Annotated in this window: 15 protein-coding genes and 1 pseudogene; 15 read left to right on the top strand and 1 reads right to left on the bottom strand. The window is 50.4% G+C overall.

Annotation, left to right across the window (positions count from 1 at the left end; all coding sequences use genetic code 11):
- A pseudogene (gene pabB, locus AC6R0L_RS16145) lies at nucleotides 1–492 on the bottom strand (aminodeoxychorismate synthase component I); the annotation flags it as partial.
- Between the two features lie 172 nt (nucleotides 493–664).
- On the opposite strand from pabB, the gene AC6R0L_RS16140 reads away from it, so the two are divergent.
- The 15 genes from AC6R0L_RS16140 to AC6R0L_RS16070 all read left to right on the top strand — a co-directional run bounded on the left by AC6R0L_RS16140 (nucleotide 665) and on the right by AC6R0L_RS16070 (nucleotide 16,350).
- A complete protein-coding gene (locus AC6R0L_RS16140; protein WP_500629767.1) occupies nucleotides 665–2,188 on the top strand; it encodes a fumarate hydratase in 1,524 nt (507 codons plus the stop codon).
- 94 nt (nucleotides 2,189–2,282) lie between these two features.
- A complete protein-coding gene (locus AC6R0L_RS16135; protein ID WP_334552412.1) occupies nucleotides 2,283–2,468 on the top strand; it encodes a hypothetical protein in 186 nt (61 codons plus the stop codon).
- 139 nt (nucleotides 2,469–2,607) lie between these two features.
- The gene (locus AC6R0L_RS16130; RefSeq protein ID WP_500629769.1) at nucleotides 2,608–3,987 is read left to right on the top strand and encodes a YcjX family GTP-binding protein; all 1,380 of its coding nucleotides are present in this window, start codon (nucleotides 2,608–2,610) and stop codon (nucleotides 3,985–3,987) included.
- Nucleotides 3,984–5,060, top strand: a complete 1,077-nt coding sequence (locus AC6R0L_RS16125) for a YcjF family protein (protein ID WP_500629766.1) — start codon at nucleotides 3,984–3,986, stop codon at nucleotides 5,058–5,060. Before AC6R0L_RS16130 ends, AC6R0L_RS16125 begins: the two co-directional genes overlap by 4 nt.
- 100 nt (nucleotides 5,061–5,160) lie before the next feature.
- The gene (gene tyrR, locus AC6R0L_RS16120) at nucleotides 5,161–6,705 is read left to right on the top strand and encodes a transcriptional regulator TyrR (protein WP_487901214.1); all 1,545 of its coding nucleotides are present in this window, start codon (nucleotides 5,161–5,163) and stop codon (nucleotides 6,703–6,705) included.
- Nucleotides 6,706–7,284: a ribosomal protein S5-alanine N-acetyltransferase gene (gene rimJ, locus AC6R0L_RS16115; protein WP_500629765.1), complete on the top strand. Its 579-nt coding sequence runs from the start codon at nucleotides 6,706–6,708 to the stop codon at nucleotides 7,282–7,284.
- The gene (locus tag AC6R0L_RS16110; protein WP_500627588.1) at nucleotides 7,285–7,875 is read left to right on the top strand and encodes an HD domain-containing protein; all 591 of its coding nucleotides are present in this window, start codon (nucleotides 7,285–7,287) and stop codon (nucleotides 7,873–7,875) included.
- A gap of 17 nt (nucleotides 7,876–7,892) precedes the next feature.
- Nucleotides 7,893–8,366, top strand: a complete 474-nt coding sequence (locus AC6R0L_RS16105; RefSeq protein WP_487901217.1) for a DUF2947 domain-containing protein — start codon at nucleotides 7,893–7,895, stop codon at nucleotides 8,364–8,366.
- A 232-nt stretch (nucleotides 8,367–8,598) separates the two neighbouring features.
- Entirely contained in the window at nucleotides 8,599–8,769 is a 171-nt protein-coding gene (locus tag AC6R0L_RS16100) for a hypothetical protein (RefSeq protein ID WP_500629764.1), read from the top strand.
- Nucleotides 8,770–8,950: 181 nt separating this feature from the next.
- Nucleotides 8,951–9,592 (top strand): GTP cyclohydrolase II, encoded by a 642-nt coding sequence (locus AC6R0L_RS16095; RefSeq protein WP_420378209.1) that lies wholly within the window; start codon nucleotides 8,951–8,953, stop codon nucleotides 9,590–9,592.
- Between the two features lie 177 nt (nucleotides 9,593–9,769).
- Entirely contained in the window at nucleotides 9,770–11,029 is a 1,260-nt protein-coding gene (locus tag AC6R0L_RS16090) for an imelysin family protein (protein ID WP_500629763.1), read from the top strand.
- A gap of 193 nt (nucleotides 11,030–11,222) precedes the next feature.
- Complete coding sequence (locus AC6R0L_RS16085; protein WP_500629768.1) at nucleotides 11,223–12,560, top strand: di-heme oxidoreductase family protein; 1,338 nt, start codon at nucleotides 11,223–11,225, stop codon at nucleotides 12,558–12,560.
- Nucleotides 12,561–12,568: 8 nt separating this feature from the next.
- Nucleotides 12,569–13,597 carry an imelysin family protein gene (locus AC6R0L_RS16080; RefSeq protein ID WP_500629762.1) on the top strand — a complete coding sequence of 343 codons (1,029 nt, stop codon included), beginning with the start codon at nucleotides 12,569–12,571 and terminating at the stop codon, nucleotides 13,595–13,597.
- Nucleotides 13,587–14,669 carry a DUF1513 domain-containing protein gene (locus AC6R0L_RS16075; RefSeq protein WP_500629761.1) on the top strand — a complete coding sequence of 361 codons (1,083 nt, stop codon included), beginning with the start codon at nucleotides 13,587–13,589 and terminating at the stop codon, nucleotides 14,667–14,669. The genes AC6R0L_RS16080 and AC6R0L_RS16075 overlap by 11 nt, the downstream gene beginning before the upstream one ends.
- Nucleotides 14,670–14,796: 127 nt before the next feature.
- The gene (locus AC6R0L_RS16070; RefSeq protein ID WP_500629760.1) at nucleotides 14,797–16,350 is read left to right on the top strand and encodes a L,D-transpeptidase family protein; all 1,554 of its coding nucleotides are present in this window, start codon (nucleotides 14,797–14,799) and stop codon (nucleotides 16,348–16,350) included.
- Nucleotides 16,351–16,369 lie beyond the last annotated feature (19 nt).

Raw genomic sequence — 16,369 nt, 5'->3', positions numbered from 1 at the left:
AACCAAAACCGCACTCTGTTGCGAGTGATCGACCACCAGTGCCCAGCGATACAGGCCGACGGCCATATCTGGTGTGGTGAGATCGTGCATCGCATGCACAGGTAACTGTTCCACGCGGCGGCCCAAATCGTAGGCAAAATAACCCAATGCACCGCCCACAAAGGGCAGTTCCCCGTCGTAGTCTGTGTCACTTAACCAGCGCTGTTGCGTGTCGTCGAGCAGCTGAAAAGGGTCTAACTTGCTGTCCATTTCCCCCTCAGGCGTGACCACCGTACTGGTATCGCCACGCGTTGTGACGGTGGCAATAGGCTGGGCAACCAGAATATCGAAACGGCTATCGACATGATCTCGTGACGGTGAACGTAACAACATCGCCCACGGCATCGACGCAATCGGGGCAAATAGCGTCGTCGCTAAGTGCGGATCATAAGAAAGAGGTTTGATTTGTAAGCCATTTGGCGCGTTGTTATTCATTTGTTTAATTTGTGACAAAGAGATCGTTCGTTGCATGGTATCAGAGGGAAAGCAAGAGTATCATAATGGCAACTCTGGTCGCTACATCGGCGTTTGACCCTATTACGGCGTTGGTCATACGACTCCTCTTAAGCAAACGCGTATCTATCGGCCTTATAATAAGGAAGCATAACGATAAAAGAGGCATGCAATGACGGTAATTCGCAAGCAGGATGTGATCAGCAGTGTGGCTGACGCACTTCAGTACATCTCTTACTACCACCCATTGGACTTTGTTCAAGCCCTAGAAAAAGCCTACCACAAGGAAGAGAGCCAAGCCGCGAAAGACGCGATTGCTCAGATTCTAATTAACTCGCGCATGTCCGCAGAAGGGCACCGACCTATCTGCCAAGACACCGGCATTGTGACCTGTTTTGTCAATATCGGCATGGCCGTGCAATGGGACTCCACCGACATGACGGTGCAGGAAATGGTCGATGAGGGTGTGCGCCAAGCCTATACCAACCCTGACAACCCACTGCGCGCCTCAGTACTGATGGACCCTGCCGGTAAACGCATTAATACCAAAGACAACACGCCAGCGGTGGTACACATCAATATGGTGCCGGGTGACAAAGTTGAAATTCAAATTGCGGCCAAAGGCGGCGGCAGTGAAAATAAAACCAAAATGGTGATGCTCAACCCATCCGATGATATTGCAGAGTGGGTAGAGAAAACCTTGCCAACCATGGGCGCAGGTTGGTGTCCACCGGGCATGCTTGGCATTGGTATCGGTGGCACTGCTGAAAAAGCGGCGGTATTGGCGAAAGAATCATTAATGGAGCACATTGATATTCAAGAGCTCATCGAACGCGGCCCGCAGAACGCAGAAGAGGAGCTTCGTTTAGACATCTTCAACCGTGTGAACCGTCTAGGTATCGGCGCGCAAGGTTTGGGCGGCTTGACGACGGTTGTTGACGTTAAAATCAAAACCGCGCCCACTCATGCAGCCTCCAAGCCTGTTTGCCTAATCCCGAACTGCGCCGCAACGCGCCACGTTCACTTTACGCTTGATGGCAGCGGCCCTGCGGATCTGACGCCGCCGAAAATCGAAGAGTGGCCAGACATTACCTGGGAAGCGGGTGAAAACACCCGCAGAGTGAATCTCGATACCGTGACGCAAGCAGACATTGAGCAATGGAAAACCGGTGAAACGGTGCTGTTATCAGGTAAAATTCTGACCGGCCGAGATGCGGCGCACAAACGCATTCAAGGGATGCTAGAGAGCGGTGAAGGCTTGCCTGAAGGCGTGGACTTAAAAGGCAAGTTTATCTACTACGTGGGCCCCGTTGATGCGGTGGGCGATGAAGTCGTTGGGCCTGCTGGGCCAACCACCTCAACCCGTATGGACAAATTCACCGATATGATGCTCGAACAAACTGGTATCATGGGCATGATAGGCAAAGCCGAACGCGGCCCGGCAACGGTTGAATCTATCAAAAAACACAAAGCGGTCTATTTGATGGCCGTAGGCGGCGCGGCTTACCTAGTGGCGAAAGCAATCAAAAAAGCGCGTGTCGTCGCCTTTGAAGATTTGGGTATGGAGGCGATCTACGAATTCGAAGTGGAAGATATGCCCGTTTCTGTCGCCGTCGACTCCAATGGCGTGAACGCTCACCAGATTGGCCCAGACACTTGGAAAGTGAAAATCCAAGAGATGGAAAGCCAAGCTTAAGTGTGAGAAATCGCTGATTTCATTAGGAATCAGTTGACAAAGGTGCGAATGAGTCGCACCTTTTGTTTAACGTCTACTGGTATTAGGAGTGCACATGCCTCGTTTTGTACAAATCTTACAGCTGATCATCGCTGCAGTTGTTGGCGCCTTCATCGGCTACGACTTAATCCTGCACGGTATCAGTATCTTCAATGAGAAATACGTCACCATTACCTGTGTGCTGTTTGTGTTGGTTGAGATTAGCTTGTTTGTTATCTACAAATTGATTGAAGACGATTAAGCGACGCTCAAGCGCAATCTCGATTTGCTAAGCCTCTGATTTTAATCAGGGGCTTTTTTGTTCATCTTTGATTAAGATTGAAGTCGGTACCTTTAGTACAAATGATCAAAAGAGGCCATTCATGTCCATTCCCACGCCGATAAAACAGCTCTCACAAGAGATGCAAGATTTGCTCAGTCGCAGTATGGATTCTCACGTGCGAATCGCGGTCACGGGGTTATCTCGTGCAGGGAAAACCGCGTTTATCAGCTCGCTCGTCAATCAACTGCTGCATGCCTCGACCCATGAGGCGCTTCCCCTGCTGGAAGCCTCGCGTGAAAAGCGAATTATTGGTGCGCGACGTGAACCGCAAACCAATCTCATGGTGCCGCGCTTTGCCTATGATGAGGCGATGCGGGCCTTGTATGCGGAGCAGCCCGATTGGCCGTTACCCACTCGTGACGTGAGTGAAATTCGTTTAGCGCTTAAGTACAAGCCGAAGAAGCGAAGCAAAAAGTTGTTAGGCAGCAGTGCAACGCTCAATATTGATATTATTGATTATCCAGGCGAGTGGCTGCTGGATTTGCCATTGTTGGAGATGGATTTTGATCAATGGTCTGAGCAGCAATTTGCTGCGTTGAAAGGCGAAAGAGCTCAACTGGCCGAGCCTTGGCTTAGTCAGTTAGCGCAATTTTCGCCCCAAGCGGACGCCGATGAAGAGCAACTGGCCGCACTGTCAGCCGCCTACACCGACTATTTGCATGCCTGTAAAGCCGCGGGGCTACACTGGGTACAGCCGGGGAGATTTGTTTTGCCGGGCGATTTGACCGGGGCGCCTGTATTGCAATTTTTCCCTTATGTGGAGAAAGAACAAGGGAAACAAGTAAACAAAGACAGCCAGTTAGCGATGCTCAGAGCGCGCTATCACGAATACCAAACCAAGGTTGTCAAAGCATTTTATAAGCACCATTTCGCCACGTTTGATCGCCAAATTGTGCTGGTGGATTGTTTGCAGCCACTCAACGCGGGCGCGGACGCTTTTCATGACATGCGCGGCGCGTTAGAGCAACTGATGGGCAGTTTTCGCTATGGGAAAAGCCACCTGTTGCGGCGTCTGTTCTCGCCTACCATCGACAAGATTTTGTTTGCCGCTACCAAAGCCGATCATGTGACGCCCGATCAGCACCCACACTTGGTTTCACTGCTGGGCCAGATGGTTTACCCAGCATGGCAAGCCACCACGTTTGAGAATATCGAGATGCAGTGCCTCTCCATTGCTTCTGTACAGGCAACCCAACCGGGCTTTGTGACCAAAGCGGGGACGTCTTACCCTGCACTAAGAGGTGTCGACCTTGGCGGTGAGCCGCAAACCATTTATCCCGGCGAAGTGCCGAGAAAACTGCCCGATGCCAGTTATTGGCAGCAACACGGTTTTGAGTTCACGGAATTTAGACCGCAAAAAGCGCAGATCGATGCACCACTACCTCATATCCGAATGGATAAAGTTCTGCAGTTTTTGCTGGGAGATAAATTGAAATGAATCAGCATGAAGAGCACCACAGTGAACCTCGTTTGAAGAAAAAGCAGGTCTTTGAGTCCACGCCTAATGAGGACACGCAGTGGCAAGGGGAGGCGCAGTCACAGGCGGACGACTTGACTCTCAAGCAGGCCTTCTCGTCCCAAGAGTCCTTCGCACCAGTGAGCATTGATGATGAGGTGGAAGCGGATGAGGCCATTGAGAAGCTAGAAAACTTGCGACCGAAAAAACGCACCAGTCGTTGGGTAACCGTGCTGCTTACGGCCTTTGCTGGATTGGTGGGCTGGCAAGCGGTCGATTCACTCTATGGTGCAATTCAAGCGGGGGATTGGCTGACATTAGGCTGGACTGGATTTGTCGCCGCGTTGGCCGGCCTTGGTGTAACAGCGCTGGGGAAAGAGTTATGGAAACTGCGCCGCTTGCGTCACCATTTTAGCGTACAAGAACAAAGCCAAGCGCTGTTGAAGGCCAACAGTGTTGGCCAAGCGAAGGCGTTTTGTGAGCAGTTGGCCAAGCAAAGTGGTCTTGATGACAAGAGCCTTGATTTTCAGCGCTGGCAAGAGGCGGTGACCCAATCTCACAGCGACGCTGAGATTCTAGAACTGTTTGATGCGTTGGTCATCGCAGAGCAAGACCGACGCGCCAAAGCGATTGTCACTCAACATGCAACGGAGTCCGCGGCGTTGGTGGCGATCAGCCCGTTGGCGATCGCAGATATGGCCTTGGTCGCGTGGCGAAATTTCAAGATGTTGGACAAGCTAGCGGCGGTCTACGGTGTGGAGCTGGGCTATTGGTCTCGGCTGACGCTGTTTAAAGCCACCTTAGTTAATATGGCCGCGGCGGGAGCGAGTGAATTAGCGGTCGATGCCAGTATCGACTTGATGTCAATGGACTTAGCAGGTCGCTTGTCTGCGCGTGCGGGGCAAGGACTTGGGGTTGGCATACTCACAGCAAGACTCGGCATCAAAGCGATGGGACTATTGAGGCCGCTTCCTTGGTTGGCGGGGAAACAAGTCCGATTGGGTGAGATTCGTAAGCAAATTGTAGAAAAAGTCGTCGCTTTATCGGTCAAATAGCGCGAATGTGAGGCAGGCAAGCGCATGCGGCTTGACGAAAATCGGGGCTTAGGCGACACTTCTGTCAACTTTTCGTGACACCCAAATTAGGAACGGATCTGTGCGCTTAGAAGTACTATGTGAAGACAGGGTTGGTCTCACCCGCGAGCTACTCGACATCCTTGCCTCTAAGGATATCGACTTACGCGGCATCGAAATTGACATCTCGGGCATCATTTATCTCAACTGCCCAGACATCGACTTTGACACCTTCAGTGAACTGATGGCAGAAATACGCCGCATTTCAGGTGTCGACGACGTACGTAAAATTCAGTTCATGCCGATGGAGCGCCACAATACAGAGCTGATTTCGCTGCTGAACAATCTACCTGAGCCTGTATTGGCCATTGATCTCAAAGGCAATGTCGATATGGCTAACCATGCGGCGACGAGCTTGTTCAATCTTGAACCACAAGAGATGCTGGGTCACCCTGTGGCTTCGCTGCTGCCCAACTTTAACTTTTCAAAGTGGATAGATGGCAAGATCAATCGCCAACGGGAAAATATCGTTATTGGTGGGCTGGATTACTTGATGGAAGTCATGCCGGTTTACATTACCGATGAAACTAATGTCTCTGTACTCGCCAGTGCGATGGTGATGATTCGCTCAGCTCAAGAGAAGAGCTTGTTTGATGACTCGCTTCCACTGCACAACAATCTCGGCTTTGAGCATTTTGTCGGTATTTCCAATCGCCATAAAGCGCTGATCAGCCAAGCGAAGAAACTCTCTATGCTTGATCAACCCCTGCTGATTCAAGGCGAAACCGGCACCGGCAAAGAGATGCTCGCGCGTGCATGCCACAATCGCTCTCATCGTGCGGATCACCCATTTTTGGTATTGAGCTGTGCCTCGATGCCTGATGATGTGGCGGAAACCGAGCTGTTTGGTCACGCGCCGGGCTCATTCAACCATCAACAAGGCCACAAAGGGATCTTTGAACAAGCCAATGGTGGGACAGTGTTCCTCGACGAAATCGGTGAAATGAGTCCACATTTGCAGATCAAACTTCTGCGATTGCTTCAAGATGGCACCTTCCGCCGAGTGGGTGAAGAGCACGAAGTGCATGTCGATGTGCGTGTGATTGCCTCTACGCGCCACAACTTAGCCGATCTAGCGGAGTCAAAAGCGTTTCGTGAAGATCTTTTTTATCGCCTTAATGTCCTCACCCTCAATATTCCTCCTCTGCGTGAGCGCACTAACGATATCGCAGTATTGCTCGACCTATTTGTCGCTAAATACATGAAGCAGTTGGGTGTGGACAAACCCACTCTCCAAGAAGGCTTGGTGGATCAACTGGTCAATTACCATTGGCCGGGGAATATGCGCCAGCTAGAAAACATGGTCCTTAGAGCGCTGACGGAACTGGAAAGCGATACGTTAACGGTCGATCTTTTCCATCTTCCGCAACTAGAAAACAGCCACGGCAGCAGCGCCAAGATCAATCTAGACGGTTCATTAGATGACATTATGAAAGACTATGAATCACAGGTGTTAGAGCGTTTGTATCAGTCGTTCCCATCGAGTCGTAAGTTGGCCAAACGCCTCAACGTCTCGCACACCTCTATTGCCAATAAACTGCGCGAGTATGGGATCAGAAAAAACTAGATGAAGCGAATCAGTACCCCCACCAGCGTATTTGAGGTCGATGGTGACGTCACACTACGCACGGCAGAGCCAACCGATGGTCAGATGATCAGTGATTACTTTGTGGCGAACCGCGAACACTTAAAGCCTTGGGAGCCTGAGAGAGAAGCGCCGTTTTATACCTGTTCAGGTTGGACTCAACGCCTGATCAAGTTGCATGAACTGCACAAGATGGGCCTTGGCTATTACCTGCTTATTCTCGACACGGATTCCGGCGAGATGCTTGGCACGATTTCGTTTAGCAATATCTCGCGTTTTCCTGCTCACACGTGCACGGTAGGCTACTCCCTTGGTCAAAGCGCCCTAGGACGAGGTGTGATGACCCGAGCACTGCGTTTAGCGGTGAACTACATGTTTGAGATTCAAAACCTCCACCGAATCAACGCCAGCTATATGCCAAGAAACACAAGGAGCGAAGCGGTGTTGCAGAGAGTGGGGTTTGAAGCAGAAGGCTTCGCAAAAGCGTACTTATTGATCAATGGTCAGTGGGAAGATCACAAACTGACGTCGTTAATTAATCCACATTGGAAGGCGAATTGAATGACACGCTTAGAACAGCAGCTTAATCTTCTGATTGAGCTCGACCAATTGAAAAGCGTCTTGCGCCGCACACGAGTCAAGAGCGCGCAGGGCCGATTAGAAAATAGCGCAGAGCACAGTTGGCATGTCGCTTTGATGGCAGTGTTGCTGCAAGAGCACGCCAATCAGCCCGTCGACATCGCACGAGTAGTGAAAATGCTGCTGCTGCACGATATTGTCGAAATTGATGCCGGTGACACCTTTGTTTATGATGCCAAAGCGAGCGCTGAACAAGAAGAAAAGGAACTGAAAGCCGCGCAGCGCCTGTTCGCAATGCTTCCTAGCGATCAGGGGGAGGCGCTGTTTCAGCTATGGTGTGAGTTTGAACAAGGCCAAAGTGACGATGCTAAGTTCGCCAAGGCGCTCGATAGGCTCATCCCTATGTTGCTCAACTACCACAATGAGGGGCAAAGTTGGCAGGAGCATGGCGTACGCCGAGAGCAAGCGCTAACGGTGAATCGTAAAATTGAGTTGGGCTCCACCGCGTTGTGGGACAAAGCCAAACACCTGATTGAAGACGCGACCAAAAAAGGTTGGCTGAAAGCTGACTAACACGTAGAGGACTATTGATGTCGTACATACCTTTGGATGAATACCAAAGAAAATGGATTTTTACTCACCAGTCAATGCCATTGCCTGAAGAAGACTTGGTGCAACTGCAACCCATGACACAAGCGAGAGCTGCGCAGCTCTGGAAAGAGAACATCAGTGCACAAAGCCCCGATTCAGAGCGCTTTAGCTCATCTGACTGGCCGATGAAAGCCAGCAATTGGTCTGAGAGTGTTGACTGGATGGCAAACTGGGAAAGTGATGACGAGAGTTTACCACAAGCGGTCCTTGAGCATCTTGATTGGCAAGATGATGTCACCGTCTATTTTTGTTACGAGAAATATAACATCATTGAAACCAAGTGGGCCATTTTCAAAAAACACTGGAAGAACTTTTTGTTTTACGATGATGGCCCGATGTTGATTGCCCGCCGCCGTGATCAAGCCTTGTGGTTCAGTGATGACGGCCAAGTAAAACTGGGGCGTCGTAAATAATCAATACGCGGCGCCCAGCCGCTTTTGTCGGGGTGATTGCTTTATTTCCATAAGCGGGAAATGATTATTTTGAACCGCGAATAAAAGTGATTTCGCTCCCATTTACCTGACCTCATAATGCAAGATATGCGCAATTTGTTATCATGTTTGAGACTTATAGTGTGAATATGACGCTACCGTGCATTATCATCCACAGGTAAATATCATCGATAGGTAAGGTTAAGGAAAAGCAGTGGACGCGATCATCCGAGAACTGAAAAAAGACTTTCACTCTAAGCTCAATGCGCTGCAACCCCCTGCGGCGAATAAAGAGTCCTCATTGGCGGTTCTCACCCAAGAGGAATTAAAAGAGTTGGAAGCTCGATGGATTGAGCTCAATATCTGGAAGAGCCAACAAAGCTAAGTCCACACGCTCTGCATTTAAACAACCAAAGACTGACAACCTCAATCTGAGTGAATCGATTGGGGTTTTTTATTGCCTGGCGTAATTGCTTAACAGCAAAAATGTTATATTATAACAAAAGTGATCTTATCGTTGAATTTTACAGTAAGAGTCCCCATAGTTAACGGCAAAGGCGCTATCAATGAACGCGTATAATGATAATAGAAAGTTGCAAGTGAGAACCCATATGGCGGAAGTAAGAGCCAGAGTGGATTTTAAAGTCGGAGCCCAAAGCAACATCGACGCAGAAATCCTTTCTTTTCATGGTCTTAAAACAGACAAAGAACACGTCGCGATCATCTTTAAGCAAGCAGACAAAACGCAGCAAGCGCCTCTGGTTCGCATGCATTCAGAATGCCTGACCGGTGACGTTTTTCATTCCTCTCGTTGCGATTGCGGCGAACAGTTGGACGAAACCATCAACCGCATGGGTGAGCTCGGCGGTATCATTTTGTATTTGCGTCAAGAGGGGCGGGGCATCGGTCTTTACAACAAAATCGACGCCTATCGTTTACAAAGTGAAGGGATGAACACCTACGAAGCCAACAACCATCTCGGATTTGGCGATGACTTGCGTGACTTTACTGAAGCGGCTCAAATGCTCAAAGCGCTGGGTGTAGAGACCATCCGATTGGTCACCAACAACCCTAAGAAAATTCGAGAGTTGAAAGAGCACGGCATAGAGATTCAAGAAGTCGTCAATACCTCTGCTCACCTCAAAGAGGGAAATCAGGGCTACTTACAGGCGAAAGTGTCGCACGGTAAGCATAAGCTCAATCTGTAACACACTCATTTCCCACCAATTATTAAAACCTCACTTTGTGAGGTTTTTTTATATCCGCACTGAATCCTTGCTTGCAAAAAAATTGTAAATTTGTATTATCGGCATTAATAGTGCAAATGATAATAATTAGCACTATTAATGTAAATAATAGTTAAGCTCAACAAGGATGCCCCTTTCATGAACGTAAAGTCTCTATTCGCTCAATCTGTTACTGCATCACTCGTATTGGCGAGTGGGTCGTTGTACGCAGCCAACGTGACCCAAGCGCAAGTGGTCGAACACTATACGGATGTTGCACACGCTGTCTTTGCCGACGCGCTGATCACGGCAAAAGCACTCGACAACGCTATCGAGTCGTTTCTGGCTGATCCATCGGCGGCGAAACTGGAAGCCGTGAAACAAGCCTGGCTCGCGTCACGCGTTCCTTACCAACAATCGGAAGTGTTCCGTTTTGGTAACACCGTTGTTGATGATTGGGAAGGGCAACTCAACGCCTGGCCTTTGGATGAAGGTTTGATTGACTACGTATCGAGCGACTATCAATACGAACTTGGTAATGAAGGCGCGGCGGCCAACATCGTTGCCAACACAGAGCTGAAGATCGGTGCGACGACCTTAGATGTGTCGACCATCACGCCTGAGTTGATTGCGGACTTGAATGAAGTGGGCGGATCAGAAGCGAACGTGGCATCGGGCTACCATGCGATTGAATTCTTGCTTTGGGGCCAAGATCTAAACGGTACCAATGCGGGCGCGGGTGCACGTGCTTACACAGATTTTGTCGTGGGGGAAGGTTGTACCAATGGTCACTGTGACCGCCGTGGTCAATACTTGCAAGCGACGGCAGACTTGTTGGTCCAAGATCTTGAGTGGATGGAAAAGCAGTGGTCTGCCGATGAAAAAGGCAACTACCGTGAAGCCCTGCTGGCGGATTCTGCTGAGAACGGTTTGCGTAAAATGCTGTTTGGAATGGGGTCACTCTCTCTTGGTGAACTGGCGGGTGAGCGAATGAAAGTCGCGCTAGAAGCCAACTCAACAGAAGATGAGCACGATTGTTTCTCTGACAACACGCACAACTCTCACTACTACAACGAGCAAGGTATCTACAACGTTTATACCGGGCTTTACAAGCGTCAAGATGGCACACTATTGTCAGGCCCAAGTCTGCATGATCTAGTGACGCAGCAAGATGCGCAAGCGGCAGCAGAGATCCAAAAGCAGTTTGATGTGACACGTGCCCAAGTGGGTGAGTTGGTCACATCGGCTGAACAAGGTCAGTATTTCGACCAATTGATCGCATCAGGGAATGCGCAAGGTAATGCCTTGGTCAATGAAGCGATCATGTCTCTGGTTGCACAGACCGCTTCTATCGAGCGCGCGGCGAAAATTGTGGGTATCACCAACCTAAATCCTGACACCGCTGACCACGAATTTTAATCGTGGTATCAAAATCAAGGGCTCTTTTTAGAGCCCTTTTGCTGTTTTTATTCCCTAGTAGTTTTTGATAGTAGTTCTTGTTTAGATTTAAGGAAAAGTCCCTTTCATCATGTTGTACTCAGCTCTTTCGTTATCCCGCAAACGACCCTCGCGCTCATTGGCTCTATACATACTGGCTTTTGCCTTTCAGCCGATGGCGAATGCGTATGAAGTTAAGTCAGGCGGCGCCACCTCTGTAAACAAAGAGGGACCGAATGCGTATTCGCTCCCAGCGGCGAATTTACCCTTGAGTAAGCGTTTGGATTTCAGTGTCGGTAATAGCTTCTTTCGCAACCCTTGGGTACAAGCGCCTGCATCAACCGATGCCAGAGACGGGCTAGGGCCGCTGTTTAATACCAACGGTTGTCAAAACTGTCACATCAAAGATGGTCGTGGTCATCCACCAGAAGAGGACGACCAGCATGCAGTGTCAATGCTGATAAGACTCAGCATCCCTGCGATGACGGCGGAGCAAAAAGCGGCGTACATTCGTGATGGCGTGATCCCTGAACCGACTTACGGCGCACAGTTGCAAGATTTCGCTATTCAAGATCAGCAAGCGGAAGGGCAAATCAAGATCACCTACACCAACCATGTAGAAACCTTCAGTGATGGCACCACCATCAGGTTGCGTAAACCTCATATTGAGCTGACGGCTCTGGGCTATGGTCCACTTCACCCGGACACTCAGCTCTCAGCGCGTATTGCGCCACCGATGATAGGGCTAGGGTTACTGGAAAGTATCGCCGATGACACACTTGCGCAGTGGGCCGATGAACACGATGAGAATCAAGATGGCATCTCAGGCAAAGTTAACCGCGTGTGGGATATTGAAAAACAGGCCCATGTCATTGGTCGTTTTGGCTGGAAAGCGGGGCAACCGACCTTGATGCAGCAAAACGCCGCCGCATTTAACGGCGATGTTGGCCTCACCAGCCGCTTATTCCCAGAAGAGAATTGCACGCAAGCGCAAAGCCTGTGCCGTGACTTGCCCAACGGCGGTTCACCTGAAGTCAGTGACAATATTTTGGACTTTGTCGAATTCTACTCTCAGCACCTAGCGGTGCCCATTCGCCGCAATATGAATGACCCAAAGGTGAAGCAGGGACAGGCTCTGTTTGCGCGAGCAGGCTGCGACAGTTGCCATAAAACGGACGTTGTGACGGCCGAGCGAGAGGGCTTGCCTGCACTTTCTGGGCAACGCATTCACCCTTATACGGATTTGCTGCTGCATGATATGGGCGAAGGCCTTGCAGACCATCGGCCTGAATACTTGGCGACGGGCCGAGAGTGGCGTACCGCGCCGCTTTGGGGTATAGGCTATACCCAAGAAGTGAATGGGCATACCTACTTCCTCCACGATGGGAGAGCTCGAAACTTACTCGAAGCCGTATTGTGGCACGGGGGAGAAGCCCTCCCTGCCAAGCAGCATGTACTGACATTTAATCAACAAGAGCGTGAGGCGTTGGTCGCCTTTCTCAACTCATTATAAGGAACGTTATGAAGCCCTTTACTCTATCGACCGTTGTTTTAGCGGCGAGCTTGTCTGGCTGCCAAAGCGTCTCTCACTCGACGTCAGAGAGCGGCTATGAAGTCACGTCTCACGTTAGCCAAGGTGTCTATCAAGTGGAATACCTTGCTGCTGCGCGTTTGGCTGACTCAACCCAAGCCTTGCACCGTGAGATGGTGAACTATTGCCAAAATGGTCATCACAACCCAGCACTCAAAACCCAGTGGCAAGCCACGATGCAAGATTGGATGGCGCTCCAAGGTCAGGAGCGCGGGCCGGTACAGGCCCTTGAACAGAGCTGGAACTTACAGTTCTGGCCAGATAAAAAGAACACCACGGGTCGCAAGATGAGCGTATTAACGACATCGACATGGACCGCAGCAGAGATCGCGCAGCAAAGTGTTACGGTGCAAGGATTGGGGGCAGTGGAATGGTTACTCTATGACGCCAGTTCGACACTAGAGAGCTCACAGACCACTTGCCAAACGGCGCAAGCGATCACCGAAACACTCGCCAACAATGCCAATACCATTCACCAAGCGTGGAAAACCAACCCTTGGCAAGCGCTGAACGATGAGCAATGGCTGGCGGAGTACATAGCGTTGCTGTCCAATCAACTCGAATTCAGTATGAAAAAGATGACCTTGCCGCTTGCGGATTTTGGTCAGCCGCGACGCTACTTTGCTGAATCTTGGCGCTCGCAAGTATCGATGGCCAATCTGTACGCGAACGTCGAGGCGATGCACGCCCTTTATCTGGCCGGCGGCAATGGCTTAGATGCACGTTTACGCCGCGAGGGACACAGTGAGCTTGCCGATCGCGTGCTTAACCAATTTGAGCTGATCAGTACCACATGGCCTAAGGACGATAGCTTGTTTACTTTGCTTGAGAGTAAAGAGGGTTACCGAGAGGCGTATGCTCAGTACAACAAGTTGGAGCAGCTGAAGTATCTCATTCACGATGAAGTGGCTGTCGAGTTAGGTGTGGTGATAGGATTTAATGCAACCGATGGTGACTGATTCAACACGCCGACAGCTATTGAAAGCCGCATTGCTCGGCGCCGTAGTGCCTTGTATGCCTATGGGGTGCGCCTCGGCGAAAAAGAATACCGGGCAGCCCGATTTGATTGGTTGTGCGATGACGGGTCCGAATCGCTTTAGCGCGGTGGTGGCCGATTCCACTGGCATGCCGATACGTCAAGTCGCGCTCCCTTCCCGCGGGCATGGTGTCGCGACATCCGCAAGGCTTCACCACGCGGTCGCGTTTGCGCGTCGTCCGGGGCACTACTTTTTAGTGTTTGATTACGATACCGGTGACGTTGTCACTCTAAGCGCTGCAGCAGGTGATCGTTATTTCTACGGTCATGGCGTTTACTCCAATGATGGACAGTGGCTTTATGCTACCGAAGGGGAGCGCGGATCTAGCCGTGGGATCATCGGTGTCTACGACGTGCTGGCGGGTTATAAGAAAGTGGCAGAGTTTACCGGGTTTGGTCTTGGGCCGCACGAAGTGATCGTGATGCCTGATGACCGCTTGGTGATTGGTGTCGGAGGGGTACACACTGATGGGCGGACACCTTTGAATCTCACCACTATGCAGCCGAGCCTAAGTTATCTTGACGCAAACGGCCAGGTGGTGGAACAAGTCTCACTACCTGATAGGCATTTGAGCATCCGACATCTCGCCCATGATGGCGATCAAACCGTGTTGTGCGGTCAGCAATACAGAGGCCAACCGGAGGCGACCCCGTCACTGCTGGCTATGCATAGCGCAGGTGAAGAGATGGTGTCGTTACGAGCAGCGCCGGAAGAGTGGGCGCGCTTTGACCACTACATTGCCAGTATTGCCGCTACACAAGAGTGGATTCTGGCTACCTCGCCAAAAGGAAACTGCTATGGCATTTGGAGTAAGGCGACCGGCCAGCTGGTGGAACTGTCGGCACTGGCCGATGCCTCTGGTGTGGTTGTTCATCAACAACGTCTTATGGTCAGCTCTGGTTCAGGGCAAGTGGTCTCGCAAGAGCAACCCAAGGTGAAAACTCGGCGACAGTCAGGTGTTCAATGGGACAACCATTGGTCGAGGATCACATAGTTCAATTAAATAGCGATTGAGTGTCATACACTTTTAATGGGCGTTCTCATAAACTGTGCACACGCGCCCATTATTTTTTGCCATACTGATCACATGGACGCTGAAAAGCAAACGGCGGAGAGAGCGTATGAAGAGATGGATGATCGGTGTTTGGGTAACCCTAGTAATGGCGTTCCCACTCAAAGCCATGGAGCATTTTCAGCAAATCGGTTGGATTGACAGTAGCAGTCAAGTGCATGAGATTGTTCAATATCCGCAACTGGTGGAGCAGGCTTATCGTCAGAACAGTGACCAGATGATTTGGTTCGATCTGCAACAAAGCACCAAACTTGAGTTCCAACTTGAGGTTATCCAGCAAGCGCAATTCAGCCCTCTGTTTTCACGTCAACTCAGTTATTTGGCCTTCTTTCGTAAGAGCAATCGCTGGCATGAGTATGACATCCTCGCCACTGACACACTGCTGCTCTATCTCAGTTACGCCGAGCACGCACGCTCACAAGGCGAAGATTGGTTTTTTGGCGCTTCACTCAATGCAGCGTTACCTCAGCTGAGCAGTGATGCTTGGCTCGCCTTTCAATCTGCAGCTCACAATCAGCAGCTCGCTGAGTTGATTGAAGCCTACACACCCGACAGCGAAGGCTATCAAAAATTGGTCGATAGCTATCTGGATCTCCTTAAGTATCAAAAGATTGATGTGCCCAAATACACCCAACAAGGTCTAAAGCGGGTGGGGGATACGCTGACCGATCGTGATGTGTTGCTTGAACGTATGGCGATGGTCGGCGTTAACTTAGATGAGGTCAGACGCGATGTGAGTTGGTACGACGTGACACTGGAGCCGGCGATTAAACGCTTTCAAGCGCTACATGGTCTTACCCAAGATGGCATTATTGGCAGTGAGACCATCGGCTGGCTAAACCGACCGATCGAATTACGGATGACAACTCTCGCACTCAATGCAGAGCGGATGCGAATGTGGCCCGCTCAGCGCGACACGCTCATTTTGGTCAATGTGCCGAGCTTTGATATGCACTATTGGCATGCCGGTCAGACGGTTTTCGAATCCAAAGTGATTGTGGGCAAAACCAAACGACCTACGCCAGTAATGCAAACCCGTCTCGACTCTTTGATATTCAATCCCACTTGGAATATCCCATGGAAAATCATGGTCGAGGACATCATTCCTCAGGTGAAACGCGATCCTGAGTATCTGGCTAAACACAGTATCCAGATCATTCCTAAATGGGGATCAAGTGAGACAATTCCGGCCAGCGAGATAGACTGGCAGAACTTGAGACCTAAGTCTTTCCCTTATCGGATGCGGCAGATGTCGGGCAGCTACAATGCCTTAGGTCTGTATAAGTTTAATACCCCCAACGCGCGTGCGATTTATCTGCACGACACGCCAAGCAAAGGTCTCTTTAGTCAAACGTCGCGAGCGTTCAGCTCCGGATGTATTCGCGTTGAACATGCGGACACCTTCGCCAACTTGCTTCTTGCTCAGCAAGGCATGAGTATCAATGATGTCGATCGCAGTGAGTGGGTATCGAACAAAGCCGTAGCGCTGCGCACGCGTATTCCGGTTTACATCATTTATCAAACGGCATGGTATGAGGAAGGGATTGTCCACTACCGCGACGATATTTACCGCCTCGATAAATCCAGTTACACAAAAAGTTAAGCTGACCAAAAATTTACAA

Source organism: Vibrio sp. R15-SG3-ISO1A, from assembly GCF_059833955.1.
Note: the sequence above shows the minus strand (reverse complement) of the source record. Positions and strands in the feature narration are given on the sequence as shown.